Source organism: Saccharopolyspora halophila (genome assembly GCF_039531955.1).
Classification (GTDB): domain Bacteria; phylum Actinomycetota; class Actinomycetes; order Mycobacteriales; family Pseudonocardiaceae; genus Saccharopolyspora; species Saccharopolyspora halophila.
In genome coordinates this window covers 453,880-479,206 of record NZ_BAAARA010000002.1, presented here as the reverse complement: position 1 = coordinate 479,206, position 25,327 = coordinate 453,880, and the positions used below count along the sequence as shown (strand labels likewise).

Here is a 25,327-nt window from a genome sequence, read left to right as displayed (position 1 = left end):
CGCGAGGGCGGTCAACGGCACGATTCGCCACCCGGAAGACGAATCGAAACGCACTGCGCGGCAAGGGTTTAGACTCACCACATGCTCGAACCGGCGACCGCCGCGGACTCCCGCGCCCTGCACCGCTTGCGTCGAAGCCTCGAAGACTGGCTGCGAGCCGAGGGAGTCGACCAGTGGATCCCGGGAGAGGTGACCGAAGCCGAGGTCGCGGCCCAGATCGCCCGCGGCGAATGGCACGTCCTGCGCAACGGCGCGGGAATCGACGCCGCACTGCGCTTCCTGCGCGCCGACCGCGAGATCTGGGGCCAGGACGAGACTTCGGCCCGGTACGTCCACGGACTCATGGTCGACCGCGCGGCGGCCGGCCGAGGACTCGGCGAGGCCGTGCTCCGCTGGGCCGCCCAGCGGAGCACGGCTGAAGGAGCCGAGCGCCTCCGCCTCGACTGCGGCGAAACCAACGAAGCCCTGCGCGCCTACTACCGCAGCCGGGGCTTCACCGAGGTCGGCCGCAAGGACTTCGACCACGGCTGGTTCAGCGTCACCCTCTTCGAGAAGCGGCTCCGCTGATCGGGCACCGTCGCCCTAGGCGACCGAACGACCGACCAGGACGACGTCCTGGATGACACCGTCGAGATCGGCCACCGCGGGCATCCGCCCCCACTCGGCGAAGCCGTGGTTGTGGAACAGCCGCAGGCTCCGCGTGTTGCTCGCGAAGATCGTGGTCGCGAGCACCCGCACACCGAGAAGCGGTGCGTGAGCGATGGCTTCGGCCAGCAGGAAGCCCCCGAGCCCCCGCCCGCGGTGCTCGGGGTGGAGGTAGAGCGCGAGATCGGCGGTCGGGTCGTAGCCGCGACGCCCGTTGAGGAAGGGCTCGAACGAGAGATACCCGGCCACGGCGTCCGGCTCCCCGGCCTCGTACCCGACCCAGATCGGCCGGCGCTCCGGATTGGACTCGGCGAACCACGTCTCCCGCGACTCGACGCTGACCGGCTCCAGATCGCAGGTAGCAGATCGATCCGGGATCGCGGAGTTGTAGATCTCCACGATCGCAGGCAGATCCGCTCGAGTGGCCAACCGCCACCGATAGGACTCCGAAGCCTTCTCACCCGCAAGCACCCCGGACACCTACCACACCCACCGCCGAAGGCACCCCACCCGACCGCCGGTCGTGGCAGTTTTGCCTATAACTGTCCAAGCACACGGGACACGGACCCACAGGTTTAGGCAAAACTGTCACGAACCCCGAACCCCGAACCCCGAACCCCAGCGACCGTGACCGTGACCGTGACCAGCGATGAGGCTTGAGGGGTGACTTCAAAGCCGCGGGTGCAGTCGGCGGCCCGAGGGAGGCCGTGGGTGCGACCGGTCGCACGAGGAAAGGGCCGAGTCAGCCGGTCAGCCGGGCGGCGAGCCCGTTCGCGCACCTCGTTGAGCCATGATCATCGCGTCGGTGTGACACGCGCCCGGATTGCGCAGACCTTGCCGACGAAGATCATCGAGACCTTGTAGCCTTGACCGCGCGGGGCGTTAGCTCAACTGGCAGAGCAGCGGACTTTTAATCCGCGGGTTCAGGGTTCGATCCCCTGGCGCCCCACCAAAACCCCAGGTCGAAGGCCTGGGGTTGTTTCGCGCCAAGATCGCGCGTGCACCTTACGTGCACTAAACGATCCGGGGTTGTTCCGGCAGCGCTCCCTCCAGCGCCTCCGCAGCCTGACGGCTGACACCCGTGCGGCCCATATAGACATCCTGCGTCATCGAAGGCCGCGATGACCGAGCCGGTCGGCGATCAGGCGCGCGGTCAACGTTTCCGGGATTTCGAACGGCTCAGGCCAGGTCAACGCTCGGGTCGATCACCCAACGATTGGTTCGCAGCACACGATCGGCAAACGGCGCATTCTGCTGTCCTACAAGGGTGAACCCGAGAGCGCGGCAGATGCCGTTCGACGGACCGTTCGTCACAGCAGGGAACGCGTGCACGAGTCCCCAACGGCCATCGTCGCGAGCTCGTTCGAGCAGCATGCGCGTTGCCCGCTTGGCGAATCCGCGGCCCTGAAACTCGGGTAGCACCATCCAGCCGATCTCAGATACAGGATCGCTGCCTGCTCCGGATTCGCGCGACAGAGCGTCACGTTTCCGGCTACCACTCCAGGAGTGGCCTCATCAGGGATGAATCATCTTTATCCATGCGGAATCGGATGCTGCCTCGTAGGCATGGCGACGGACCTTTGCCTCGATACCTTCACGGGTAACGGTCCACCGAGGTCGGTCATCGTGGATGGATCGCACTGTATCCGGACATAGATCTCGACGTCGCTGGGCTCAACATCGCGAAGTAGCACCCTTGTCCCCCATCCCCGTGACGCGTCCTGGCGTGCCCCGCTACGCACTGGGCATCATGACAAAGATCAAAGAACGGTGTGGGCATTTCATGCACGTGGGCGCCTTACCACGGCCTGGCGAACATGGACGGGGAGGACTTCACGAGCTCCGTGGGCGCGGGCAGCGTCTTCCGGGGTTTCTGACAGTTTTGCCTAGAACTGTCGCGTGAGCGCGTCCGGTCGGCTGCGACAGTTTTAGGCAAAACTGTCAGTCTGCCGAAATTGGCCTGTGGGGTTCGTAGTCAAGTAGGTGGTGGTCATTTCCGTGGTTTCGCGTGCCCAGGTGGTCCAGGTCAGGTCGTCCGGCCAGGCGTCGCAGCTGGCGGCGCGGTGCACGCATGAGCCGATGATGCTGCGCGCGGCGAAGCCGACGGCTTCCTGAGGGCGGGGCCGGGCGATCTCGTCCAAGTGCGGCTCGGCGGAGTCGATGAACGCGCGTTGAATCGTGTCGAGCGCCTGCAGGCCGCGTTCGACGCCTTCCGCGGGCTGGCCGCTGAGCAGCTCGGGGAAGACCCGAGTGCGGGCCGAAAAGGTACGCGCCATCGCTCGGACGAAGGCTTCGACGATGCCACCGAGACTCGGCTCCGCCGTGCGCAGGGCTTCGTCGACATCGGCTTCGAGCTGTTCGAGCAGCTGGTCCTTCACGGCCCCGAGGAGCTGCTCCTTACCGCTGAAGCGACGGTAGATCGCCCCGACGGACATACCCGCGTGCTCGGCGACTCCCGCAACGGTGAAGTCGTCGATACCGCCAACGCTCAGGACGTGCTCGGCCGAGAGCAGCACCTTCTCCAAGGACGCTCGACTACGGGCCTGCTGCGGAGGACGGAATCCGGGCTGGGCGCTCATCGGCACGACGCTACCGCGCGCCTGGCGACCCGCCGCCGCCCCAGCAGATGCGAATGATAATTTCCATTCGCATCCTTGGCGAGAGCGAGTCCGGAACATGGTGAACATCGAGGTGCGCGACGCTTACGTCGATTTCCCGATCTTCGACGCGAAGACGCGATCTCTGAAGAAGCGGGTCCTCGGGAAAGTGGGCGGCAAGATCGGTACCGGAGCGAAGACAACGATCATCGAAGCGCTGCGCGAGATCACGCTGTCGCTGAGCGCCGGGGACCGAGTTGCCCTGGTCGGGCACAACGGCGCGGGCAAATCGACCTTGTTGCGCCTGTTGTCGGGAATCTACGAACCCACCCGCGGCACCGCCCGGATCCAAGGGAAGGTCGCGCCAGTCTTCGACCTCGGCATCGGGATGGACCCCGAGGTCTCCGGGCACGAGAACATCATCATCCGCGGTCTGTTCCTCGGCATGACCCGCAAGCAGATGCAGCAACGCGCCGACGACATCGCTGAGTTCACCGAACTCGGCGACTACCTGCACATGCCGCTGCGCACCTACTCCGCAGGCATGCGAGTTCGTCTAGCCCTCGGCGTGGTCACCACGATCGACCCGGAGATCCTGATCCTCGACGAAGGCCTGGGCGCCGTTGACACCGCCTTCCTCGCGAAGGCCCGGCGACGTCTGGTCGACCTGGTCAACCGCTCGGGGATGCTGGTGTTCGCCTCGCACTCCGACGAACTCCTGCTGGAGCTGTGCACCACGGCGATCTGGATGGACGAGGGATCGATCCGAATGCGCGGGTCCGTGCACGTCGTCACCGCCTACAAGGGGCACGAACCGTACGGGCGCGGCGGGTGAGTGGCCCGGGCCGGGACCCCGCCGGGGTGGGCGGGGTCCCGGCTGGTGGGTTACTCGTGCGGGGTGCTCTCGGGGGCTGTGGATTGGGCCTTGGCGCGGTAGTGGGCGCTTCGGGGGCCGAGGACCACGATCGCCAGCAGGGTGGCCAGGGCCGAGGCGATGAGGACGGCCGACTTGCCGTGTTCGAGCATTATCGGGTTGTCCGGGTAGGAGAGCTCGCTGATCAGCAGCGAGACCGTGAACCCGATGCCGGCCAGTTGGGACATTCCCACGATGTCGATCCAGCTCAGCGTGGGGTTCAGCTCCGCCGGAGTGATCTTGGTGGCCACCCATGATCCGCCCGCGATGCCCAGGAGCTTGCCGCCCACGAGGCCGGCGATGATCCCGATGGAGACCGTGTCGGTCAGCATGCTGCCCAGGTCGGCGAAGACGACTCCCGCGGAGAACAGGGCGAACACCGGAAGCGCCAGGCCCATCACGAACGGGCGCAGGGCGTTCTCGGCGCGGTGACTGGGGTCGACCTGCTCGTTCGCCTGCATCGAGGTGCGCATCAGCATGCCCATCGCCGCGCCCGCGATGGTGGCGTGCACCCCGCTGGCGTGCATCAGAGCCCAGATGACCACGCCCAGCGGCACGAAGACCGCCCAGCTCGGCACCCGCGAACCCAGCCACTTCGAGCTGCGCTGCAGCAGGCCGAACACCACCAGCAGGGCGATCGCGCCGAGCAGCGGCAGCCAGGAGAGGTCATCGGTGTAGAACACGGCGATCACAACGATCGCCGCGAGGTCGTCAACGATCGCCAGGGTGAGCAGGAAGGTGCGCAGCGCGGGTGGCAGGTGCTTGCCGATCACCGCCAGCACGGCCACCGCGAAGGCGATGTCGGTGGCCATCGGGATGCCCCACCCGCTGAGCGCCGGGCCCTGCCCGAAGTTGATCACCGCGAAGATTCCCGCGGGCAGCACGACACCGCACAGCGCTGCGACGATCGGCAGCATCGCGCGCCTCGGGTGGCGCAGCTCGCCGTTGACGAACTCCTGCTTGAGCTCGTTGCCGACGATGAAGAAGAACAGCGTCAGCAGCCCGTCCGCGGCCCAGTGCTGCAGCGACAGGTTCAGGTGCAGCGCCTCCGGCCCGAACGAGAAGTGCCGGACCTCCTCGTAGGAACCCGCCCACGGCGAGTTCGCCCACAGCACGGCCAGCACGGCCGCACCGATCAGCAGGAATCCGCCCACCGCATCGCGCCGCAGCGCATCCAGCAAGCCCTTCACGTGATACCTCCCGGCACGATCGGACCCGCGACACGAAGCGCCCGCGGCGCATCAACGAACATGATCAAGACACAACCTCACCGGCGGCCCGCAGAGCGGCCGCACACCGGCCCCGGCGCAGCGGGGCGAAACCAACGGGGAACGAGGGGCGACGCCGGTCGGGCGTCAGCGACTCCGCTGTGGCGGCGGGCATCCCGGCAGCTCACCGTGCGCGATGTTGCCGAACGAGCTCAACCACCCGTTGGTCCCCGGGTGGCGCAACACGCCCTCGGGGCGCTTCAGCACCCACCGCATCCCGGGATCGTGCTTCCGGGACCGGACCGAAACGCGTCGTTTCCGCACGTCGTGTGCGGGACGTAACGGCCTCCGGTGGATAAACACGTCACCACGGTACCAATACCCCGCCCCAACTTGACCCCTTCCGAGTGACGGTCGGCACACTCCTCCCCTGACCGCGCCTCGGCAGGTTGACAGTTTTGCCTAAAACTGTCCGGGCAAAACGGACATGATCATGCAACAGTTTTAGGCAAAACTGTCAGAAGCGCGGCCGCGGGTCCCATCATGGCCGGTCCCGCGAACGCGCACCCGTTGTTCACCCCGCCGCGCTACCACGGCGCGGGATGCGGCGGCGCGCGGAGCAGCACCTAGTCCGAGCCCGCTTCGGGGTCCCGGCCGGAATCGCTCGGGTCCGCGAGCTCCTCGTCCGGGTGCAGCGGGAGCACCGCGCGCACGCGGTAGCCGCCGTCGTCGGTGTGCTCCGCGCGCAGCTTCCCGTCGGCCGTGGCCACCCGTTCCCGCATGCCGACCAGGCCGAAGCCCGAACTCGGCAGCGCGACGGCGTGCGCGCGCGGGCTGCGCCGGTTCGTCACGGTCACCACGAGCCCGTCCGCGTCCTCGGTCACCTCGACGCGCACCGCCGCGTGCGGGGCGTGCTTGGCGGCGTTGGTGAGGGACTCCTGCACCACGCGGTACGCGGCGCGCCCCACGACGGGAGCCACCTCCGGAACCGGCTCGGGCATGTCGAGCCGGACGTTCCCGCCCGCGCGCACGGCGTCGTCGACGAGATCGGGGATCCCGGCAAGGGCCGGTGCCGCCGCGGGTTCGTCCTCGGGATCATCGCGCAGCGCGCGCAGCATGTCGTGCAGTTCGGACATCGCGGTGACGCTGGTGTCCCGGATGGTCTCGGCGAGCTCACCGCTGCGCTCGTCCGACGCGTTGGCAGCCAGGGCCTCGGCGTGCCGCGAGACGATGCCGATCCGGTGCGCGACGACGTCGTGCATCTCCCGGGCGATCTCGCGCCGCTCCTCGGTGACCGCGCGTTCGGCGAGCAGTTCCCGCTCCCGCTCGGCCTGCTCGGCGCGCTCCCGGTAGTCGGCGAGCGCGCTGACCCGCCCGAACACCCACAGGCCCAGCAGCAGCGGCACGCCGATCGCGAGCAGCAGGATGCTCGTGCCGAAGCCGGGGCTGGCGTGGAGGGCCTCGGGCGGTGCGATGGTGAGCAGCAGGGCGGTCACCTGCACGCCCGCGGCCACCCAGGTCACCGCCCGAGGCCCGCGCCGGCTCGCCACGGTGTACAGCGCGATCTCGGTGACCCCCAAGGCGCTCCGTCCGGTGGGGATCCCCACCAGGGCCGCGATCACCGCGACCGGGAACGGGAAGCGCCGTCGCACCAAGAGCGCGCAGAACCCGACCACCAGGCAGGCCAGCGCGATCGGTGAGGTGTCGGTCAGCCGACCGCCGTGCGAGTAGAACTCCCCGGCGACCGGGGCAGCCGCCACGGCGAGGTCGAACAGCAGGGACCGCGGCGAGCCGCCCCACCACTGCAACCACGAGCGCTGCTGATTCACCGACATCCCGAGCACGTTACGAGCGCAGCCGGTCACGCGTCCCGACGGGTCAGCAGGACCGCCGCTGCGCCCAGCAGGATCGCCGCCAGCACCAGCATCGGCAAGCCCAGGTGCCACTGCGGATCCGTCGTGATCAGCCTGCGCGCCGAGTAGAAGGGTTCCAGCACCACGAGCGCCCACTCCGGCAGCTCCAACCGGTTGATCAGGAACATCTCGACCTGCGGCCACACCACCAGCAGCGCGATCGGCAGCACGGCAGCGCGCACCAGCCCGGCCAGCGCCAGCCCGATCAGCGCGGACAGCACCGCGTACACCAGCGCTCCGACACCGATCACCAGCGTTGTCGGCGCCGTCGGCGCCGCTCCGGACAGCGCCAGGACCAGCCAGCTCACCGCAAGCAGCATCGCCTGCGCGCCGAGCGCCACGGCCCCGACCGCGATCGCCTTGGCCAGCAGCACGTGCGCGCGGGGGCGCACGGTGAGCAGGGTCGTGGTGATCGTGCGGTACCGGTACTCCGTCCCGAAGGAGTTGACCCCGATCGCAGCGATGATCGGCACGAACAGCCACATCACCCCGGCCACCTTCTCGAACGTGATGTCACCGGTGTCCCGCGAGTCGTGCCCGAGCACGGTGACGAGCACCTGCAGCACCACGGCGGCGGCGATGAGCAGCCAGTTGGAGCGCATGGTCCGCGTGGCCACCCACTCGTGGGCGAGCGCGCGCGAGAAACCCGGCGCGCGGTCGGCGGGCGGCAAGGACGCCCGGTCGGCGATCGTCTCCGTGCTCATGCTGCTGCTCCCCGGTAGGTCGTGGCGTTGGCGGTGGCGTGCAGGAACGCTTCCTCGAGGCTGCTGCGGCGGGTGTGCAGCTCGCGCAGCGGCGCGTTCGCCTGCCGCGCCGCTGCGCTGATCGCGTCCGTGTCGGCGTTCTCCACGACGAGCTGGTCGGCTTCCGCCTGCTGGACCTGGAAACCCGCCCGGTGCAACAACTCCCGGAACCGAGCGACCTCCGGGGTCCGGACGATCACCTGGGTTCGGGTGTGCGCGTCGACGAAGTCGCGCACCGGTTCGGCGGCGATCAGCTCGCCCTCCCCGATGACCACGAGATCGTCCGCCAGCTGGGCCATCTCGGACAGCAGGTGCGAGGACGCGAAGACCGTGCGCCCCTCGTCGGCGAGGCCGCGCAGCAGGGTGCGCATCCAGCGCACGCCCTCCGGGTCGAGACCGTTGGTCGGCTCGTCGAGGATCACGTGCTCCGGATCGCCGAGCAGCGCGGTGGCGATGCCCAGCCGCTGCTGCATCCCGAGGCTGAACCCGCCCACCCGGCGGTTCCGCGCCGCGTCCAGCCCGACCAGCGCGAGCACCTCGCGGACCCGCCGCTCGCCGATACCGGCGCCGGCGGCGACCATCCGCAGGTGCTGCTGGGCGGTGCGTCCGGGGTGGGTGGCCCTGGCGTCCAGCAGCGCGCCCACGGTGCGCACCGGGTTCGGCAGCTCCCGGTAGGTCCGGCCGCCGAAGGTGACGCTGCCCTCGCCGCGATCGAGCCCGAGCATCAGCCGCATGGTCGTCGACTTGCCCGCCCCGTTCGGCCCGAGGAATCCGGTCACCACTCCGGGCCGCACGGTGCAGCTGAGGTCGCGCACGACGATCTCGTCGCCGTAGCTCTTGGTCAGTCCTTGGACGGTGATCAACCCTGCTCCTCGATGAAGTCGGAATGGAGTTCCCGCACTTCACCGAGAATCGCGGACCAGGCCCCTCCGCAGCGTCTGACTTCCAGCCACGAGCGAGTACGACTTTCGGGCAGTACCCGTTCAGCAAGGGCGCTGGCGGCCGCATGCGGTGCGGGACGCAACCGGCACGCCGCGGGGGCAAGACGTCGTCGGGCGAGCACGGCCGAACCGCCACGCCAGGCAGGGCTGAAAGCTCTAACCGCTGCGCAGCGGGAGCACGGCGCGCACCCGGAAGCCGTCACCCGCCGGACCCGCCTCCAACGAACCGCCCGCGAGGCTCACGCGTTCGCGCATCCCCAGCAGCCCGTAGCCCGCCCCCGCCTCGCCGGGTGCGGATCCCGGGCCGTTGGCCGCGGTGATGACGAGCTCCTCGCCGGTGGCCTCGACGTCGACCCGGACCTCGGCGTGCGGCGCGTGCCGGGCGGAGTTCGTCAAGGCCTCCTGCACCACCCGGTAGGCGGCGCGGCCGGTCGTGCTCGAGGTCTCGGGCAGTCGCTCGGGCATGTGCAGCCGCACCGGGGTTCCGGCCGCGACCGCGTCGCCGACCAGTCCCCCGATGTCGCCCGCGGTGGGCGCGGTGTCCGGCTCATTCGCGCCGGACGGGCCGTCGCGCAGCACGCGGAGCATCCCGCGCAGCTCGGTGAGGGCCTTGGCGCTGTTGTCCCGGATGAGCTCGGCCGTCTCGGCGGTTTCCTCGTCCTGCGCGTGCATGGTGAGCGCGCCCGCCTGCAACGACATCGCGCTCGCCCGGTGCGCGATCACGTCGTGCAGCTCGCGGGCGATGCGCCGCCGCTCCTCGGCCACGGCCCGCTCGGCGAGCAGTTCGCGTTCGCGCTCGGCGCGTTCGATGCGCTCCCGCGCCGCCGACACCATGACGCCGCGCTGGTGCATCCACAGCCCGAGCATGGCGGGAGTGCTGTACACCGCGCAGTTCACGGCGATTCCCAGCAGCATCGGGAATCCGTGCCAACCGCCCTGCGGGATCATCACGGCGGCCACCTGGCTCCCGATGGTCACCACCCAGGCCGCCCACAGCGAGCGGCCGGGCCCGCGGCGACGGGCGAAGGTGTAGAGGGCGATCAGCGCGGGGACCACCGGCAGCTGCCCGGTTGCCAGCACCGCGATCGCGGTGAGCACCGCGATCCACGGAAAACGCCTGCGCAGCACCAGCCCGATCCCGGACAGCACCGCCAGCCCGATCGGCCAGGCCGACGGCGGATCGATGATCCGGATCAGACCGCTGGTGGCCAGCACCGCCACCAGCAGGTCGAAGAGCAGGGAGCGCGCCTTCCCATCCCACCAGGACAGCAGGCGTTCGCGGTCGTCGAGGGCGGGCACCGGACCGACTCTAGTCCTGGCAGACCGCCCGGGCGTTCGCCTACCGGCCGACGCGCCTACGACCTTCGGCCAAGTCCTCGCGGGCGAGAAGACGGACGCCGCTCGGGCTCCTCGCGGCATAGCGTTCTCCATCGAAAGCAGAACGCACCTCCCGGAAGGAAGACGAACCTGATGACTCCGGCCCTGTCGAACGCGCACTTTCTCGCCGAACCGCAGCAGATCCTCGCGCTGGGCGCCTTCGGGCTGATCGGGCTGGTGGCCCTCGCCTGGCTCGTGCTGTTCGTGGCCGCCCTGATCAGCATCATCGGCTCGCCGCACACCGGCGGGATGAAGCTGGCCTGGCTGGTGTTCGCCTTCGTGGCCCCGTTCCTGGGCAGCTTGCTGTGGTTCGTGGTGGGCCGGGGAGATTCGTACCGGCGCCGCCCGGTCGGCTGAGTCGCGCTACGCCAGTCCCGCGTCGTGGGTGATGATCGCGACCTGAGTCCGGTTGGCGGCGTCCAGCTTGTTCATGATCCGTCCGATGTGGACCTTCACGGTGGACTGGCTCATGTAGAGGGTCGCGGCGATCTCGGCGTTGCTCGCGCCCTGGGCGACCGCGACCGCGACCTCGCGCTCCCGGGCGGTCAGCTCCGCCACCCTGGACTTGGCCTCCTGCGCGGCGGTGCCGCCGGTGGAGAACGTCGACAGCAGCTTCCGGGTGATGCGCGGGGACAACATCGCCTCGCCGCCCGCGAGGGTGTGCACGGCGGCCGCGAGCTCGCGCGGTTTGGTGTCCTTGAGCAGGAATCCGGCGGCACCGTTCTGCAGCGCCGCGTGGACGTACTCGTCCAGGTCGAAGGTGGTCAGCACGGCGATGGCGGGCGGATCGGGCAGCGCGGTGAGGCGCTTGGTCACCTCCAAGCCGCCGACGGCCGGCATCTGGATGTCGGTGAGCACGACGTCCGGGCGGTGCCGGGCCACCAGGTCCACCACGTCCGAACCGTCCGCCGCCTCGGCGACGATCTCGATGTCCGGATCCGCTTCGAGGATCATCCGGATGCCGCTGCGCACCAGGTCCTCGTCGTCCAGCAGGGCCACTTTGATGGGCACCGGTTCACCACGTCCGCGAGTTGGGGAAGTTCACCGGGACAACGGTATACCGGCCGATTCCGGGGCGATGCGGGCCGAAGCATCCGGCGCCATCGCCGCTCGGCGGGACGACCGGACCTCCGGAACGGGTGCCAGGACCAGACCGGTGACCACGAGAACGAGCCCCGCGAGCAGGAGGACGGCAGCCACCGGCGCGCGGCCGCTCCTCGCCGATCCAGTGGCCGATGGCGGAGCACGGCAACCCCGCCCACCACGTGCTGGCGGCCAGATCGGCCTCCGGGCGTTCGGCTGAGCGTGCCGGAGCCACGGCCGCGCGCGGTGGACGACGCCGAGCATCGGGGACACCAGGACCAGCCCGTCCCGCGTCGTCGTGGTGATCATGCCCAGCGAGATCCGGGCATCGCGATGCATATCCACCAGCGCGATGTCCGGCCTCGGCTCTCCGGTGGCGCGGGACGCGCCGAACTGATCGCGGGCTCTCCGGCGTGGCACGGTAGATCCATGTCCGATGCTTCGCCCGGCGACCGCCCCGAGCCCGTGCACCTGCACATCGGGCGCGAAGAGCTCGTCATCCGCCAGCGCTACGAGGTGCTGAGCATCGTCAACGACCTGCTCATCGCCCTGTGGTTCGTGGTCGGCAGCGTGCTGTTCTTCTGGGACTCCACGGTCGAGGCAGGCACCTGGCTGTTCCTGCTCGGCAGCGTCCAGCTGATGATCCGGCCCATCATCCGCCTGCACCGCAGGGTCAAGCTGCGCCGGATCTCCGCGGGTACGCCCGCCGAAACCGCCCGGGACTTCTGAGCGCCCGCTCGACCACGAACCGTCGAGACGCGACACGAACACGTGACCACGACCCACCGGTCAGGTGAGGTCACCGCGCGAAGCGGTCATCGCGGGCAGAATCGGCGCGGCAGTTGTCGGCGAACGCTAAGGACGGATACCCATGCAGCGGACACGCCTGCCCGGTTCGATCTTCGGCCTGTGCGCCGCGAGCGCGTTGCTGGTCGCCTGCGGCGGAGGCGACGCGGGCGGCGCGGGCGGCCAGCAACCGCCCACCGACCAGCAGCAGACCGAGCAGCAGACCAGCGAGGCTCCTGCGCCGGTCAAGGAGACCTCCGGGACGTTCCAGACGTACCAGCCGACCGTCACGGCGATCACCTACGACCCCGATCAGGTGCCGATCGGCTCGCGGATCAAGGTGAACTCGCAGAGCACCGACGGGAAGTCCAAGGTCACCATCGACGTCCAGGGCCTGCAGCCCGACCGCGACTACGGCGCCCACGTGCACGTCAACAAGTGCGGGCAGGACAGCAAGGAATCGGGGCCGCACTACCAGGAGAAACCCGATCCCGTGAAGCCGTCGGTCGACCCGGCCTTCGCCAACCCGCAGAACGAGGTGTGGCTGGACTTCCACACCGACGGCGAAGGCAACGGCCACGCCACCGCCGAGGGCAACTGGAGCCTGGCCACCCGCGACGACGCCCAGTCGGTGGTCATCCACGCGCAACCCACCAGCTCGGAGCCGGGCCAGGCGGGCGACGCGGGCGACCGCCTCGCCTGCATCACGGCGGACTTCTGAGGCCCACCTCCGCAGGTCGTCGCGCTCGGCGGCGGATCCGAGGCCGCCGCCGAGCGGCGGGACCGCACCGGTGCCGCGAGCTCGCGATGCAGGTCACGACCGAGCACGAGCGGGCATCAGGAACAATGGAGGCGATGACCGCTGTGGACCTGCCCGCCAGCACGGGTGCGAGGACGTTGCGGATCGGCCCTCACGAGGCCGATCCGCCGGTGGTGCTCGCACCGATGGCGGGAATCACCAACGTCGCGTTCCGCCGCCTGTGCCGGGAGTACGGCGCGGGGCTCTACGTCTGCGAGATGATCACCAGCCGGGCGCTGGTCGAACGGCATCCGAAGACGCTGGAGATGATCACCTTCGACCCGGACGAGAACCCGCGGTCGATGCAGCTCTACGGCGTGGACCCGAAGACCATGGGCCAGGCGGTGCGGATGATCGCCGAGGAGGACCTCGCCGATCACGTCGACATGAACTTCGGCTGCCCGGTCCCCAAGGTCACCCGCAAGGGCGGTGGTTCGGCGCTGCCGTACAAGCGGCGGCTGTTCGCCGACATCGTGCGCGAAGCCGTGCGGGCCGCCGAGCCCGCCGGAATCCCGGTCACCGTCAAGTTCCGCATCGGCATCGACGACGAGCACATCACCTACCTCGACGCGGGCCGTCTCGCCCAGGAGAACGGCGCGGCCGCGGTCGCGCTGCACGGCCGGACCGCGGCGCAGCGCTATTCGGGCACGGCCGACTGGTCGGCCATCGCGCAGCTCAAGGAGCACGTCACCGAGATCCCGGTGCTGGGCAACGGCGACATCTTCAGCGCCGACGACGCGCTGCGGATGATGCGCGAAACCGGTTGCGACGGCGTCGTCGTCGGCCGCGGGTGCCTCGGCAGGCCGTGGTTGTTCCGCGATCTGCAGGCCGCCTTCCGCGGCGAACCGATCCCCGAGGGCCCGAACCTGGGCGGGGTCGCGCGCGTGCTGCGCCGCCACGCCGAGCTGCTCACCGACCACATGGGCGAGGAGAAGGGCATCCGGGATCTGCGCAAGCACATGGCGCAGTACCTGCGGGGCTTCCCGGTCGGGTCCGACCTGCGGCAGGACTTCGGGAAGGTCTCCAGCCTCGCGCAGCTCGACGATCTGCTCGGCAAGCTCGACCACGACGTGCCGTTCCCGACCGAGGCCGAGGGCCCGCGCGGCCGTCAGGGCTCGGCGGGCAAGGTGGTGCTCCCGGAAGGCTGGCTGAACGACCCGGACGACCTCGCCGTGCCGTTCAGCGCGGAGATCGACTCCAACGGCGGCTGAGGCGTGCGGATCGGGCCGGTAGCTCTCGCGGCACTACTCGCGGTGTCCGCCTGTTCCACACAACCGGACGAATCCGACGCACGACGGGCTGTCCAGCGCTACTTCGCCGAGAACAACGCCGCCGCCCGGCAGGGCCCCGGCGCGCAGCAGGAGTTCTTCGACCGGACCCAGCACCCGGACTACCCGATCGACTGCGATCTCGACGACACCACGGTGCGGCTGGATCCCGCGATGTCCACGCTGCGCCCGGACCCGGGCTGGTCCCCGGACGGCAGCGTGCCGAGGGGACGGATCTGGGCGGTCGGCGTCGAGGTCACGACCCGAACGGACGGCAGCACCAACGGTCATCAGATCGGGTCACAGCACCTCGTCCTGCTGGATGGCAAGACATACGGGTTCGCGCCCTGCCCCAAGCGCTGAGAACCGGCTCCAGCAGGCGGGAAGCCAGCCCCGCGCGGGTGAAAGCAGCCCCCGTCGACGCGGGTTCGCATCCGCCCTCCGAGCGACCGCCGACCGCCCGCCGGGGAACGTAATTGGTTGCGCGCGCAAGGCATTCACCCGATGGCTCGGGGCGGTTTGCGCTCTCGTACCGTGAACCCGACACTGATTTGCTCCTCCGTGCGGGTGGGGCCGACCCGATTCGCTTTCGCATCCACCCCTCGGCCCGGTACACATCTGGACAACCCGTCATCGATCCAGTCGATCGGCGCCCGCCGACCGCTCGGCGCTCGGACGGGCTCAAGCGTTCCGTCACACCTGAGGACACCAACGACGGGAGGTGGGTGGGATGGCCGGACTGCGCAAGAGCTTCACCGGTTGGGACACCACGCCTCCGGCGCAGCGCACACGCGACGACCTGACCGGCGGAGCCGGTATGGCCGAGCTGCACGAGTCGATCGCGCGGCTGCTCGCGTCCCGCAACCAGTGGCGGCAGGCGTATCACCACCTGCGCTCGGCGCTCGACCTGATGACCGCGGGCGAAACGCTCCGCGTGCCCGACCAGCTGCGCCACGAGGTGAACCGGCTGCGGCGGGAGCACGCCGAGGCCCGCGAGCAGAGCCTGCGGGACACGCTCACCACCTGCTACAACCGCCGCTACCTCGACCAGCGGCTCGACGAGCTGCTCACCGAGCGCACCGCTACCGGCGAGGGCCTCGCGCTGGCGCTGGTGGATCTGGACTGGTTCAAGCGGATCAACGACGAGCACGGGCACCTGCTCGGCGACCGGGTGCTGCAACGCGTGGTCGACCTGCTGCAAGAGGCGCTGCCCGAGCGCTCCTTCTGCGCTCGATACGGTGGGGAGGAGTTCGTCCTCGTGCTGCCGGGCGGCCTGCCCGACTTCGCGGTGCAGGTGTGCGAATCGGCGCGGCAGCGGGTGGAGCAGTTCCCGTGGTCGCAGATGGTCCCGGGGCTGAGCGTGACGATCAGCATCGGGCTCGCGCACGAGGACGGCGCCGACGTCGGCCGGGTCTCCGCCGAGCAACAGCTGATCAGTGCCGATGCGCTGCTCTACGCGGCAAAGCGCGCAGGCCGGAACGCGGTCGCCTTCCGAAACGGCGCCGAAGTCCGGTTGGCCGGAGCAGCCGCGGGGAGATCTCGCTCACCCGAGCGCAAGGCGGCCGGCTACTGATCGCTACCGCTCAAAGACGCAGGGTAGAAGATGCCTTGCATTTTGTGGGCCAGATGGCCTATCACGGTTGATCGGGACAGACCAGCCGTAAGCTGGGATCGTGCACAGACCGTAAAGAAGTTGTCAGTCCTATCGTCAGTTCGGGCGATCGGCCGTACTATTTCTAGGGCGCCGTGCGATACACGTCGGGGAGTATCGAGCGCGCCGGCATTACTCGCGAAGCAGTTGTGACTTACGCAGGTGGGAGGGAAGACGCGTGCCGCAGGACCCCCGGCATGGCGAATTCGGGCACCGGCGTACCTCCGACGAGGACTCCGGCATCAGCGGCACCGGCCGCCGCCGTCGCGCGCTCTCCGAGGACGGCACCGGCGGCACCCGAGTAATAGACCTGCTGGCCAAGAACGGCAAGGCCCCCAGCCAAGCAGCCCAGAACTCCGGGCATCGGCGCGCCGCCGAAGCCGCTCAAGCGGAACAGGCGCAGGCGGAACAGGCGCAGGCCCCGCATCCCCAGCAGCCGCCAGCGCCTCCGCAGCCGCCGCAGCCACCGCAGGCGCAGCCGCCGCAGGCAGAGCACTCCGGGCGCCGAGCGCCCGCTCCGCAGGGACCGCCCTCCGGCGAGCAGCCGCAGCCCTGGACCACTCCCGGCTCCGGGCCCCAGCCGGCGCAGCCCTCGGGCCGCAACCCGCGCCCCACGCCGCCACCGCCGAGCGGGCACACCCCACCGCCGGGATGGACTCCTCCCGGCCCCGGACAACGCCCCGCCCAGCCACCAGCCGCCAGCCAGACGCCAGCCGCCGCACCGCCGCGTCCGGTGTCGCCGCATTCCGGTCGCAACCCGCGCCCGGCAGCGCCCGCCGCGTTCAACGGCGAGCCGCCGCGCAGGCCCGAGCCACCGCGCACCAACGGTTCGGACGCCGAAGCCACCCAGATCAGCCAAGCGGTGAGCACCGAAACGCCTCCGCGTCGCGGCCCGCGCCCACCGGCCGCGGCCACCGCCGCACCGGCTCCCGCTCCCGCGGCCCCCGCGCCGGCCCCGGTGCGCCCGCCCGCGGCCGCGGGCGCGGACATGGAGGCCACCACCAAGCACCCGCCGGTGACCGCCCGGCCGCAGCAGGCCAGGCCGCAGCCCGCGGAGGAGGCCGCCGCCCCGGCCCGCCCGGATCCCGCCAAGGCCAAGCCCGCACCCGAGACGCCCGCCGAGGAGACCGCGGCAGTCGGTCCCGCCATCGACGGCTACGCCGAACTCGACGCCTTCGACGATGACGACGAGTACGGCGGCGAGGAGCTCGAGCGCGAGGAGCGCAACAACGACGTCGACCAGATCGACGCCACCCTCGCCCGCTTCTCCGCTGTGCACGACGAGATCGCGGCCGAGGAGCAGAAGCGCCGCGGCAAGCTCTTCGCCAAGCGCAAGGAGCCCGAGCTCGGCACCGACATGCCGTTCGACTTCCACGACAGCGAGGACCGCAGCGGCAAGTCGCGCATGGAGTGGAAGCAGAAGCAGCGCAAGCGGCGCACCAACCTGGTCGTGCTCGCGGTGGCGGTGGTCGTTTCGCTGAGCGTGTTCCTGTCCATCGGCCTGATGTGGGGATGACCTGCGCCTTCCCCGGAGTCGGCGAGGTGAATCACGTGTCGTTCACCCCTGGTTCACCGCAGGTCATTCTGTCCGATTCCCGCTGGCAGTAGGCTGGGGTCATGCGTGAGGCCTACCAGGAACAGCTCGGCAAGCTCGCCGAGGAACTCGCCTCGATGTCGACCATGGTCGGCACGGCTATGGAGCGCGCCACCAAGGCGCTGCTGGACACCGATCTGAGCTTGGCCGAACAGGTCATCGATGAGGACTCCCAGGTCGACGAGGCACGAGCACGAGCCGAGGAGCACGCCTTCGGGCTGCTCGCGCTGCAGGCTCCGGTGGCCGGTGACCTCCGCACCGTGATCGCCACGATTCACGCGGCCGAGGACCTCGAGCGGATGGGCGACCTGGCGCTGCACGTGGCCAAGGCCGCGCGCCGCCGCCATCCGAGCGCGGTGCTGCCGACCGACGTGCAGGCGTACTTCGCCGAGATGGGCAACATCGCGGTCCGGCTGGCCAAGAGCGTCGGCTCGGTGATCCGCTCGCAGGACGTGGAGACCGCGCGCGGCCTCGAGGAGGCCGACGACGAGATGGACGATCTCCACCGGCACCTGTTCACCGTGATGATGAGCCCGGAGTGGAGCCACGGAGTCGCCGCGGCGGTCGACGTGACGCTGCTCGGCCGGTTCTACGAGCGCTTCGCCGACCACGCCGTCGCCGTGGCGCGCCGGGTCGAGTTCATCGTGACCGGCAAGATGCCCTCCACCTGATCCGACCCATCGGGCGCCGCGCGGTTCCCGCCCGGGAACCGCGCTGGGCCGCCGGGTTGGTCACGGTCGGACGATCGGGAGTATTAATAACCGGTATCGGCACTCGTTCGTGCTGATCATTCTGTGTCATGCTCTTTCGGGTGAGAAGCAACCGAACCCGCCCTACCGAGGTGCGCGGTGCGTAAGAGTCCGACCGTGCATCGACGTCGATTGGGCAGCGAGCTGCGGCGGCTCCGCGAGATCGCAGGCCGCACGCACCGCGAGGTCGCCGCTCACCTGGACTGCTCGCAGGGCAAGATCAGCCAGATCGAGCTCGGCCGGGTACCGGTGCGCACCTCCGACGTGCGGCTGATGGCCGAGTTCTACGGCGCCACCGGTGAGCAGCTCGAAGCCCTGGTGGACCTCGCGCAGGACTCCAAGCAGCGCGGCTGGTGGCAGCAGTACCCGAGCACCGCCCAGCGGCCGGGCCTGCAGACCTACCTGGGCCTGGAGACCTCGGCCAAGGCGGTCAGCTGCTACGGGACCGACCCGCTGCCCGAACTGCTGCAGACCGCGGACTACACCCGCGCGCTGCTGACCACCGATGTCCAGGTCTACACCGACGACGAGCTCGACGAGCGGCTGACCGTCACCACGACCCGCCAGCAGCGGCTGCTCGGGGACAACCCGCTCGAGCTGTGGGCGGTGCTGGACGAGGCCGCGCTGCGGCGCACCATCGGCGGCGCAGGAGTGATGCGCGCGCAGCTCGAGCACCTGGTGCTGCTCGGCTACCGGCGCAACGTGACCGTCCAGGTGCTGCCGTTCTCCGCGGGCGGCCACCCGCTGACCGGCGACCGGGTATCGGTCTTCTCGTTCCCGGACGACGCCGACCCGCAGGTCGTCTACCTGGGCGACTCGGCCAACTCCCGCTTCCTGGACAAGGCGGGCGATACCGCCCAGTACCTCAAGGCCTTCGAGCAGGTCTGCACGAGCGCGCTGAGCCCGAAGGACTCCAGCGCGTACATCTCGTCGATCGCCGACGAACTGTCCTGACCCACGACGAGAGGGCTGGGGCCTCCCTCGGGAAGCCCCAGCCCTCTCGCACGTCCGCGTCCGGTCGGGAGGTCAGCCGAACCGGCCGGAGATGTAGTCCTCGGTGGCCTTCTGCGTCGGGTTGGAGAAGACCTTGCCGGTCTCGTCGATCTCGACGAGCTGGCCCGGCTCGCCGACCGCGCGCAGGTTGAAGAAGGCGGTCTGATCGCTGACGCGTGCGGCCTGCTGCATGTTGTGCGTCACGATGACGATCGTGTAGTCCTGCTTCAGCCGAGCGATCAGGTCCTCGATCGCCAGCGTGGAGATCGGGTCCAGGGCCGAGCAGGGCTCGTCCATCAGCAGCACGTCCGGCTGCACCGCGATGGCCCGCGCGATGCACAGCCGCTGCTGCTGACCGCCGGAGAGGCCGCCGCCCGGCTTGTTCAGCCGGTCCTTGACCTCTTCCCACAGGTTCGCGGAGCGCAGCGCGCGCTCGGCGACCTCGTCGAGGGTGTTCTTGTTCTTCTCGCCGGCCAGCTTCAGGCCTGCCACCACGTTGTCCCGGATGGACATCGTCGGGAACGGGTTGGCGCGCTGGAAGACCATGCCGATGGTCTTGCGCACCTGCACGGGGTCGACCTCGTTGGCGTAGATGTCCTCGCCGTCGAGCATCACCTTGCCGTCGACCCTGGCCCCCGGGATCACCTCGTGCATCCGGTTCAGCGCCCGCAGCACGGTCGACTTGCCACAACCGGACGGACCGATGAACGCGGTGACGCTGCGCGCGGGCACCTGCAGGGTCACGTCCTGCACGGCGTGGAACTTGCCGTAGTGCAGGTTCAGGTCTTTTACGTCGAGACGCTTGGCCATTGTTGGAGTCCCTACTTCGTCTTGATCGCGAAGACCCTGGACAGGGCGGTCGCGCCAAGGTTGATCAGCATGATGACGAGCACGAGGGTCAGCGCCGCGCCCCACATCCGGAAGTCGCCGGCCTCCGTGCCGGTGCTCCGTTCCATGTAGATGGTCAGCGGCAACGAGGCCATCTCGCCGTTGAACAGGTCGAAGTTGATCGAGGACGAGTACCCGACCAAGATCAGCAGCGGTGCCGTCTCACCCAGCACTCGGGCAAGACCCAGCATGATGCCGGTGAGGATGCCCGACAGCGCCGTCGGCAGCACGATCCGCACGATCGTCTTCCACTTCGGCAGACCCAGCGCGTAGGCGGCCTCCCGCAGCTCGTCCGGCACGATCAGCAGCATCGTCTCGGTCACGCGGACGACCACCGGCAGCATCAGCAGCAGCAGCGCCAGCACCACCGCGAAACCGCTGCGGGTGAAGCCCATCGTGGTGATCCACAGCGCGTAGATGAACAAGCCCGCCACGATCGAGGGCAGACCGCTGAGGATGTCCACCATGAACGTGGCGACCTTGGCCAGCTTCGAGTTCTGCCCGTACTCGACGAGGTAGATGCCCACCATCACGCCGAGCGGGACGGTGATCACCAGGCACACGATCCCTTGCATCACCGTACCGGCCAGGGCGTGGTAGATGCCGCCGCCGAAGTCGTTGGGCAGCAGACCGTTGAACGAGTGCGTCCACCAGGTCCCGTTGAACAGCGGCTGCAGCCCGCGGGACAGCAGCGTCCACAGCACCCACAGCAGCGGGATCACCGCGAGCACGAAGGACACGGTGAACAGCACCGTGGCCAGGTTGTTCTTCAGCTTCCGCCCGAGTCCGACGCTCTGGAACGCGGGCGGTGTGGCGAGCTGCTCCAGATCCGCAGCGTCGGTCCTCATGACTTCCCCTTAGCGCTGGCGGAGCTCTCGATCCAGCGGGCGAGCGCGTTGACCGCGAAGGTCAGGATGAACAGCACCAGGCCGGCCGAGATGTAGGCGCCGACCTTGAGGTTGTGGTTGAACTCGGCGGCACCCAGCGCGATCTTCGAGGCGAACGTCGCACCACCGTCGAAGAGGCTGTACCCGGGCGGTGCGCTGGTGTAGCTGAGGATGATGGTCAGCGCCATCGTCTCGCCCAGCGCGCGGCCGAGACCCAGCATCGAACCGCCGATGAAGCCGTTGCGCCCGAACGGCCACACGGTGGTCCGGATGACCTCCCAGCGGGTCGCGCCCAGCGCCAGCGCACCCTCGATCTGGGCGCTGGGGGTGCGGGAGAAGACCTCGCGGGTGACCCCGGTGATCGTCGGGATGATCATCACGGCGAGCACGATGCCCGCGGTGAACACGTCCTTGCCGGAACCGAGCTGGTTGATGTTGCCGTCGCTGAAGATCGGGATCCAGCCGAGGTTCTGGTTGAGCCACGCCGCCAGCGGCGACAGGAACGGGCCCAGCACCATGAAGCCCCACAGGCCGTAGACCACCGACGGCACCGCGGCGAGCAGGTCGACGAGGTAGGCGAACGGCCGGGCCAGCACGGTCGGCGCGTACCGCGTGAGGAACAGGGCGATGCCGCCGGACAACGGCATCGCGATCACCAGTGCGAACAGCGAGCTGGCCACGGTGATCCAGGCGAGGTCGAGGATGCCGAAACGCAGGTTTTCGGCCTCCCGGGTGTTCCACTCCCGGGAGAAGAGGAAGTTCACCTCGTCGACCCGCAGCGCGGGCACCGCGCGGATCAGCAGGAAGATGCCGATCGCGGCGATGAGCGCCACCACGAAAGCGCCGGAGGCGGTCGCCAGCGAGGAGAACACCTTGTCTCCCACGCGGAACCTCTTGCCCGCGGAGATCTCTGGAGCGGAAATGGGGGCCTCCGGTCCGGGACTAGGCGCCGAAGCGCCCCGCAGCGCACCGTTGTCGGTGTCCGCGGGGCGCTGATCGGCTCTCGTAGAGTCGGTCACTGCTGGTTGCAGCCTCTCACTAAATCCGTTCGACCCAGTGTTCGCCCAGGTAGAGCGCGAACCAGGTCACTCTCAGGAGATGGCGTTGACGGCGTCGAGAACCCGCTTCTTGAAGTTCTCCGGGAGGGCGACGTAGCCGGCCTCCTCGAGCTGAGCCGGGTCCGCGTTCGCCGCCACCTTCAGGAACGCCTTGACGGACTTGGCCGTCTCCGGGTCGTAGCCCTTGGAGCAGACCAGCTCGTAGGTGTTCAGCACGAGCGGGTAGACGCCCGCGTCCTGGTTGCCGTAGATCGACTCCAGGTTCACGCGCAGGTCGTGGCCCTCACCGGAGATCTGGGCCTCGTCGATGGCCTTGCCGACGGTCTTGGTGTTCAGCTCGACCGGGCCGCTGCCGCTGTCCAGCTTGGCCACGCCAAGGCCCAGGTTACGGGCGAAGGACCACTCGACGTAGGTGATGCCGCCCTCAGTTGCCTCGACCGACTGCGCCACCTGGTCGGAGCCGTCCCGGCCCTGACCGATGCCGGGGCCGCCCTGGAAGATCTTGCCCTCGCCGGAGAACGCGCCGTTGGTGGCGGTGCTCAGGTACTTCTGGAAGTTGGACGTGGTGCCCGACTCGTCGGAGCGGTAGTACGGCACGACCGGGATGGACGGCAGGTTGGCGTCCGGGTTCAGCGCCTTGATCGCCGGGTCGTCCCAGGTCTTGATCTCGCCCATGTAGATCTTGCGGATCAGGTCGGGGTTCAGGACCAGGTTGTCCACACCGGGCAGGTTGTAGGCCATCGCGACCGGGCCGAAGACCATCGGGATGTTCCAGGCCGGGTTGCCGCCGCAGCGCTCGGCGGCCTTGGCGACCTCGCCGTCCTCCACGCTCAGCGGGGAGTCGGAACCGCCGAAGTCGATCTGACCCGCGGTGAAGCCCGCGACGCCCTTGCCGGAGCCGGACTTGGTGTAGTTGACCGTCTGGCCTTCGCACTTCTGGCCGTAGTCCCGGGCGAAGAGGTCCATCGCGTTCTTCTGCGCCGAGGAGCCTTCTGCGGAGAGGTCCTTGGTCCCGCACTCGACCTGGAGGTTGTCCAACGCCGGGTTGCCGCCGCCCTGCGGAGTGTTCTGGTCCGTTCCGCAGCCGGCGAGCACGAGCGCGCCCGCGGCGAGGATGGCGTACGCAGCTCTGTGCCGCTTGATCTTCACGTCGTTCCTCCAGCTAAAGAAACACATTGCGGGTGCGCGGCCGTGAGCCGCGCAGGCTCGTGCTTGCCGCCGAAAGAGACATTAAGCAGTACGAGTGGACATGCCCCCGCATCGAAGTGAACGAGAGGTGAACATGGCACGCTAAGTAAGCAGGAACACATTCCATCGGGCGACCGATGACTTGAAGATCAATTTCTCCGCTAACTCAGAGCGACGGACGCTCAGCGTCCGAATTGCACGTCCGTGTCCCACTTGCCGAAGCCCAATCGCTGGTAAACCCGTACAGCGGGGACGTTGTCGGCTTCCACGTAGAGCATCACTCGACTACGTCCAGTGTCTCGCAGGTGCCGCAAGCCCGCCACTGTGAGTGATCGACCGAGGCCGCCGCCCTGAGCGTCCGGGTCAACCCCGACGACGTAGACCTCGCCGGTGCCGTCCGGGTGAACCTTCGTCCAGTGGAAGCCGAGCAGCTGCGCCCGCTCGTCGACCGCCAGGAAGAAGCCCGCCGGATCGAACCAGTCCTCGCCCTCCTTGGTCCGCAGTTCCTCCTCGGTCATGCCGCCCTGCTCCGGGTGCCAGGAGAACGCCTTGTGGTTGACCGCCACCACCGCGGCCTCGTCTTCGCCCGGCGAGAAGGTGCGGATCGACACGCCCTCCGGCGGATCGGCCTCGGGCAGTTCCGGCTCGGCCAGCTCGCGTCCCATCCGCCACAGCTCGCGCGGCCGGTGCATGCCGTAGCGCTCGGCCAGGCGCAGCGCCCCGGGGTGTTCGCCGTGCGACCAGATCCGCAGGCGCCCGGAGTCCTCGGCCGGCTCCGCGCTGAGCTGGGCGCGTTCCAGCAGCGCCTCGACCAGGCGGGTGCCCGCGCCCTGGCGCCGGTGCTCCGGGTGCACGGCCAGCTCGGCGACGAGCTGACCCGCCGCGTCCTCGTGCTCGGTGTCCAGGTGCGCGTAGGCGATCAGCGTCCCGCCCGCGTCGCGCACCACGAAGTGCTCCGAGCGGACATCGGCCTGCACCGGCTCGATCTGCTCGCTCAGATCCCGATGCGCCTTGAGCCGCAGGATCACGTGCTCCCCGACCGGTGCGACGCCGTCCGCCGCCTCGGTCGTGTCGAGCAACCGCATCACTTCGGAGGCTTCGCTACCGTCCAGTCCATTCCGCCAAGTCAGCTGCACGCCGTAGACGGTACCCACGCGAAGCCGCGCGGACCGCCGCGCGGCGGGCGAGAGGGAGCCCACACGCGCGAAAGCGGTCCCGATCGACCGAACGATCGGGGCCGCCTGCGGGCCTGGTGCTACCGGCCGACCGTCTCGGTCTGCTCGACGGCCTCGGCGAGCTGCAGCTCGTCGGCCTCCTCCGCGGCGATCGGGGAGGTGGTAGAGGGCTTGGTGCGGCTCGACGGCCGGACGAACTTGTAACCGACGTTGCGCACCGTGCCGATCATGGAGTCGTGCTCCGGGCCGAGCTTCGAGCGCAGCCGCCGGACGTGCACGTCCACCGTGCGAGTACCGCCGAAGAAGTCGTAGCCCCAGACCTCCTGCAGCAGCTGAGCCCGGGTGAAGACCCGGCCCGCGTGCCCGGCGAGGAACTTCAGCAGCTCGAACTCCTTGTAGGTCAGCTCGAGCGCCCGGCCCTTCAGCCGCGCGGTGTAGGTGGCTTCCTCGATGGACAGGTCGCCGACGGTCAGCGATCCGTCACCGCTGCCCGCGGCGCTGTTCTGGCGGCCCAGCAGCATGCGCAGCCGGGCGTCGATCTCGGCGGGACCGGTGGTCGGCAGCAGGATGTCGTTCACGCCCCACTCGGGGTTGACGGTCACCAGACCGCCCTCGTTCACCAGCGCGATCACCGGGACGTCCCCGGCGGCCAGCAGTCGGCACAAGTTGCGGGCGCCCGCCAGGTCGGCGCGGGCGTCGACGATGATGGCGTCGTGGGTGCCACCGGACAGGATCGCCCCCGGGTCTGCGGGCAGGACGCGCACGCGGTGCGGCAGCAGCGCCAGCCCCGGCAGCGCCGCCTCGCATCCGGACTCACCGGTCAGTAGCAGTAGCTCGGAGCTCATCTGGGCCCTCCATCTCCAAGGCGGCA

At 69.4% G+C, this 25,327-nt stretch carries 27 protein-coding genes and 1 tRNA gene; 12 read left to right on the top strand and 16 right to left on the bottom strand.

Features of this window, described 5'->3' with window-relative positions; genetic code table 11:
- The first annotated feature begins 81 nt into the window (after window positions 1–81).
- Entirely contained in the window at window positions 82–567 is a 486-nt protein-coding gene (locus ABD289_RS05140; protein ID WP_344127054.1) for a GNAT family N-acetyltransferase, read from the top strand.
- A gap of 15 nt (window positions 568–582) precedes the next feature.
- Here the strand turns inward: ABD289_RS05140 and ABD289_RS05135 are convergent, their stop codons facing one another.
- Window positions 583–1,125, bottom strand: coding sequence for a GNAT family N-acetyltransferase (locus ABD289_RS05135; protein WP_344127052.1), 543 nt, complete (start codon window positions 1,123–1,125; stop codon window positions 583–585).
- A 396-nt stretch (window positions 1,126–1,521) separates the two neighbouring features.
- Here ABD289_RS05135 and ABD289_RS05130 point away from each other — a divergent pair.
- Window positions 1,522–1,597 (top strand) — tRNA-Lys (locus tag ABD289_RS05130).
- Window positions 1,598–1,824: 227 nt separating this feature from the next.
- On the opposite strand, the gene ABD289_RS05125 is transcribed toward ABD289_RS05130, so the two are convergent.
- Together ABD289_RS05125 and ABD289_RS05120 are read right to left on the bottom strand one after the other, a co-directional pair.
- Entirely contained in the window at window positions 1,825–2,070 is a 246-nt protein-coding gene (locus ABD289_RS05125) for a GNAT family N-acetyltransferase (protein WP_344127050.1), read from the bottom strand.
- 503 nt (window positions 2,071–2,573) lie between these two features.
- A complete protein-coding gene (locus ABD289_RS05120) occupies window positions 2,574–3,161 on the bottom strand; it encodes a TetR/AcrR family transcriptional regulator (RefSeq protein WP_344127173.1) in 588 nt (195 codons plus the stop codon).
- Window positions 3,162–3,321: 160 nt separating this feature from the next.
- On the opposite strand from ABD289_RS05120, the gene wzt reads away from it, so the two are divergent.
- Window positions 3,322–4,077, top strand: a complete 756-nt coding sequence (gene wzt, locus ABD289_RS05115) for a galactan export ABC transporter ATP-binding subunit Wzt/RfbE (RefSeq protein ID WP_344127048.1) — start codon at window positions 3,322–3,324, stop codon at window positions 4,075–4,077.
- A gap of 50 nt (window positions 4,078–4,127) precedes the next feature.
- Here the strand turns inward: wzt and nhaA are convergent, their stop codons facing one another.
- From nhaA to ABD289_RS05090, 5 genes are all read right to left on the bottom strand, one after another.
- Complete coding sequence (gene nhaA, locus ABD289_RS05110) at window positions 4,128–5,345, bottom strand: Na+/H+ antiporter NhaA (RefSeq protein ID WP_344127046.1); 1,218 nt, start codon at window positions 5,343–5,345, stop codon at window positions 4,128–4,130.
- 644 nt (window positions 5,346–5,989) lie between these two features.
- Window positions 5,990–7,198, bottom strand: coding sequence for a histidine kinase (locus ABD289_RS05105; protein WP_344127044.1), 1,209 nt, complete (start codon window positions 7,196–7,198; stop codon window positions 5,990–5,992).
- Window positions 7,199–7,224: 26 nt separating this feature from the next.
- Window positions 7,225–7,980, bottom strand: coding sequence for an ABC transporter permease (locus ABD289_RS05100; protein WP_344127042.1), 756 nt, complete (start codon window positions 7,978–7,980; stop codon window positions 7,225–7,227).
- Window positions 7,977–8,882: an ATP-binding cassette domain-containing protein gene (locus tag ABD289_RS05095; protein WP_344127040.1), complete on the bottom strand. Its 906-nt coding sequence runs from the start codon at window positions 8,880–8,882 to the stop codon at window positions 7,977–7,979. Before ABD289_RS05095 ends, ABD289_RS05100 begins: the two co-directional genes overlap by 4 nt.
- 234 nt (window positions 8,883–9,116) lie before the next feature.
- Window positions 9,117–10,259, bottom strand: coding sequence for a sensor histidine kinase (locus ABD289_RS05090; protein ID WP_344127038.1), 1,143 nt, complete (start codon window positions 10,257–10,259; stop codon window positions 9,117–9,119).
- 171 nt (window positions 10,260–10,430) lie between these two features.
- On the opposite strand from ABD289_RS05090, the gene ABD289_RS05085 reads away from it, so the two are divergent.
- Window positions 10,431–10,694: a PLD nuclease N-terminal domain-containing protein gene (locus ABD289_RS05085; protein ID WP_344127036.1), complete on the top strand. Its 264-nt coding sequence runs from the start codon at window positions 10,431–10,433 to the stop codon at window positions 10,692–10,694.
- Between the two features lie 6 nt (window positions 10,695–10,700).
- Here ABD289_RS05085 and ABD289_RS05080 read toward each other — a convergent pair whose 3' ends face one another.
- Both ABD289_RS05080 and ABD289_RS05075 read right to left on the bottom strand, forming a co-directional pair.
- Window positions 10,701–11,348 carry a response regulator gene (locus ABD289_RS05080; protein WP_344127034.1) on the bottom strand — a complete coding sequence of 216 codons (648 nt, stop codon included), beginning with the start codon at window positions 11,346–11,348 and terminating at the stop codon, window positions 10,701–10,703.
- A 30-nt stretch (window positions 11,349–11,378) separates the two neighbouring features.
- Window positions 11,379–11,537, bottom strand: coding sequence for a hypothetical protein (locus ABD289_RS05075; RefSeq protein ID WP_344127032.1), 159 nt, complete (start codon window positions 11,535–11,537; stop codon window positions 11,379–11,381).
- Between the two features lie 312 nt (window positions 11,538–11,849).
- Here ABD289_RS05075 and ABD289_RS05070 point away from each other — a divergent pair, with 312 nt between their 5' ends.
- The 8 genes from ABD289_RS05070 (at window position 11,850) to ABD289_RS05035 (ending at window position 19,221) form a co-directional block, all read left to right on the top strand.
- The gene (locus tag ABD289_RS05070; protein ID WP_344127030.1) at window positions 11,850–12,149 is read left to right on the top strand and encodes a YrhK family protein; all 300 of its coding nucleotides are present in this window, start codon (window positions 11,850–11,852) and stop codon (window positions 12,147–12,149) included.
- A gap of 142 nt (window positions 12,150–12,291) precedes the next feature.
- Complete coding sequence (locus tag ABD289_RS05065; protein ID WP_344127028.1) at window positions 12,292–12,927, top strand: superoxide dismutase family protein; 636 nt, start codon at window positions 12,292–12,294, stop codon at window positions 12,925–12,927.
- 134 nt (window positions 12,928–13,061) lie between these two features.
- On the top strand, window positions 13,062–14,216 hold the full coding sequence (dusB, locus tag ABD289_RS05060) for a tRNA dihydrouridine synthase DusB (RefSeq protein ID WP_344127026.1): 1,155 nt from the start codon (window positions 13,062–13,064) through the stop codon (window positions 14,214–14,216).
- A 42-nt stretch (window positions 14,217–14,258) separates the two neighbouring features.
- Complete coding sequence (locus tag ABD289_RS05055; RefSeq protein ID WP_344127024.1) at window positions 14,259–14,636, top strand: hypothetical protein; 378 nt, start codon at window positions 14,259–14,261, stop codon at window positions 14,634–14,636.
- A gap of 367 nt (window positions 14,637–15,003) precedes the next feature.
- Window positions 15,004–15,846: a GGDEF domain-containing protein gene (locus ABD289_RS05050; protein ID WP_344127022.1), complete on the top strand. Its 843-nt coding sequence runs from the start codon at window positions 15,004–15,006 to the stop codon at window positions 15,844–15,846.
- Window positions 15,847–16,102: 256 nt separating this feature from the next.
- On the top strand, window positions 16,103–17,440 hold the full coding sequence (locus ABD289_RS05045; protein ID WP_344127020.1) for a hypothetical protein: 1,338 nt from the start codon (window positions 16,103–16,105) through the stop codon (window positions 17,438–17,440).
- A 101-nt stretch (window positions 17,441–17,541) separates the two neighbouring features.
- Window positions 17,542–18,189 (top strand): phosphate signaling complex protein PhoU, encoded by a 648-nt coding sequence (gene phoU / locus ABD289_RS05040; protein ID WP_344127017.1) that lies wholly within the window; start codon window positions 17,542–17,544, stop codon window positions 18,187–18,189.
- Between the two features lie 177 nt (window positions 18,190–18,366).
- The gene (locus tag ABD289_RS05035; protein ID WP_344127015.1) at window positions 18,367–19,221 is read left to right on the top strand and encodes a helix-turn-helix domain-containing protein; all 855 of its coding nucleotides are present in this window, start codon (window positions 18,367–18,369) and stop codon (window positions 19,219–19,221) included.
- Window positions 19,222–19,293: 72 nt separating this feature from the next.
- Here the strand turns inward: ABD289_RS05035 and pstB are convergent, their stop codons facing one another.
- From pstB to ABD289_RS05005, 6 genes are all read right to left on the bottom strand, one after another.
- Complete coding sequence (pstB, locus tag ABD289_RS05030) at window positions 19,294–20,070, bottom strand: phosphate ABC transporter ATP-binding protein PstB (protein ID WP_344127013.1); 777 nt, start codon at window positions 20,068–20,070, stop codon at window positions 19,294–19,296.
- Window positions 20,071–20,081: 11 nt separating this feature from the next.
- Window positions 20,082–20,996, bottom strand: a complete 915-nt coding sequence (gene pstA / locus ABD289_RS05025; RefSeq protein ID WP_344127011.1) for a phosphate ABC transporter permease PstA — start codon at window positions 20,994–20,996, stop codon at window positions 20,082–20,084.
- Complete coding sequence (gene pstC, locus ABD289_RS05020; RefSeq protein ID WP_344127009.1) at window positions 20,993–21,919, bottom strand: phosphate ABC transporter permease subunit PstC; 927 nt, start codon at window positions 21,917–21,919, stop codon at window positions 20,993–20,995. The genes pstA and pstC overlap by 4 nt, the downstream gene beginning before the upstream one ends.
- A 207-nt stretch (window positions 21,920–22,126) precedes the next feature.
- Window positions 22,127–23,242, bottom strand: a complete 1,116-nt coding sequence (pstS, locus tag ABD289_RS05015; protein ID WP_344127006.1) for a phosphate ABC transporter substrate-binding protein PstS — start codon at window positions 23,240–23,242, stop codon at window positions 22,127–22,129.
- Between the two features lie 221 nt (window positions 23,243–23,463).
- The gene (gene mshD, locus ABD289_RS05010; protein WP_344127171.1) at window positions 23,464–24,411 is read right to left on the bottom strand and encodes a mycothiol synthase; all 948 of its coding nucleotides are present in this window, start codon (window positions 24,409–24,411) and stop codon (window positions 23,464–23,466) included.
- 125 nt (window positions 24,412–24,536) lie between these two features.
- Window positions 24,537–25,301 (bottom strand): winged helix-turn-helix transcriptional regulator, encoded by a 765-nt coding sequence (locus ABD289_RS05005; protein ID WP_344127004.1) that lies wholly within the window; start codon window positions 25,299–25,301, stop codon window positions 24,537–24,539.
- Window positions 25,302–25,327: the final 26 nt, after the last annotated feature.

Coding starts and splice junctions, on each gene's coding strand:
- ABD289_RS05140 (WP_344127054.1), top strand. CDS start 82: ATGCTCGAACCGGCGACCGCCGCGGACTCCCGCGCCCTGCACCGCTTG.
- ABD289_RS05125 (WP_344127050.1), bottom strand. CDS start 2,070: ATGGTGCTACCCGAGTTTCAGGGCCGCGGATTCGCCAAGCGGGCAACG.
- wzt (WP_344127048.1), top strand. CDS start 3,322: ATGGTGAACATCGAGGTGCGCGACGCTTACGTCGATTTCCCGATCTTC.
- ABD289_RS05105 (WP_344127044.1), bottom strand. CDS start 7,198: ATGTCGGTGAATCAGCAGCGCTCGTGGTTGCAGTGGTGGGGCGGCTCG.
- ABD289_RS05100 (WP_344127042.1), bottom strand. CDS start 7,980: ATGAGCACGGAGACGATCGCCGACCGGGCGTCCTTGCCGCCCGCCGAC.
- ABD289_RS05085 (WP_344127036.1), top strand. CDS start 10,431: ATGACTCCGGCCCTGTCGAACGCGCACTTTCTCGCCGAACCGCAGCAG.
- ABD289_RS05070 (WP_344127030.1), top strand. CDS start 11,850: ATGTCCGATGCTTCGCCCGGCGACCGCCCCGAGCCCGTGCACCTGCAC.
- ABD289_RS05065 (WP_344127028.1), top strand. CDS start 12,292: ATGCAGCGGACACGCCTGCCCGGTTCGATCTTCGGCCTGTGCGCCGCG.
- dusB (WP_344127026.1), top strand. CDS start 13,062: ATGACCGCTGTGGACCTGCCCGCCAGCACGGGTGCGAGGACGTTGCGG.
- ABD289_RS05050 (WP_344127022.1), top strand. CDS start 15,004: ATGGCCGGACTGCGCAAGAGCTTCACCGGTTGGGACACCACGCCTCCG.
- phoU (WP_344127017.1), top strand. CDS start 17,542: ATGCGTGAGGCCTACCAGGAACAGCTCGGCAAGCTCGCCGAGGAACTC.
- pstB (WP_344127013.1), bottom strand. CDS start 20,070: ATGGCCAAGCGTCTCGACGTAAAAGACCTGAACCTGCACTACGGCAAG.
- pstA (WP_344127011.1), bottom strand. CDS start 20,996: ATGAGGACCGACGCTGCGGATCTGGAGCAGCTCGCCACACCGCCCGCG.
- ABD289_RS05005 (WP_344127004.1), bottom strand. CDS start 25,301: ATGAGCTCCGAGCTACTGCTACTGACCGGTGAGTCCGGATGCGAGGCG.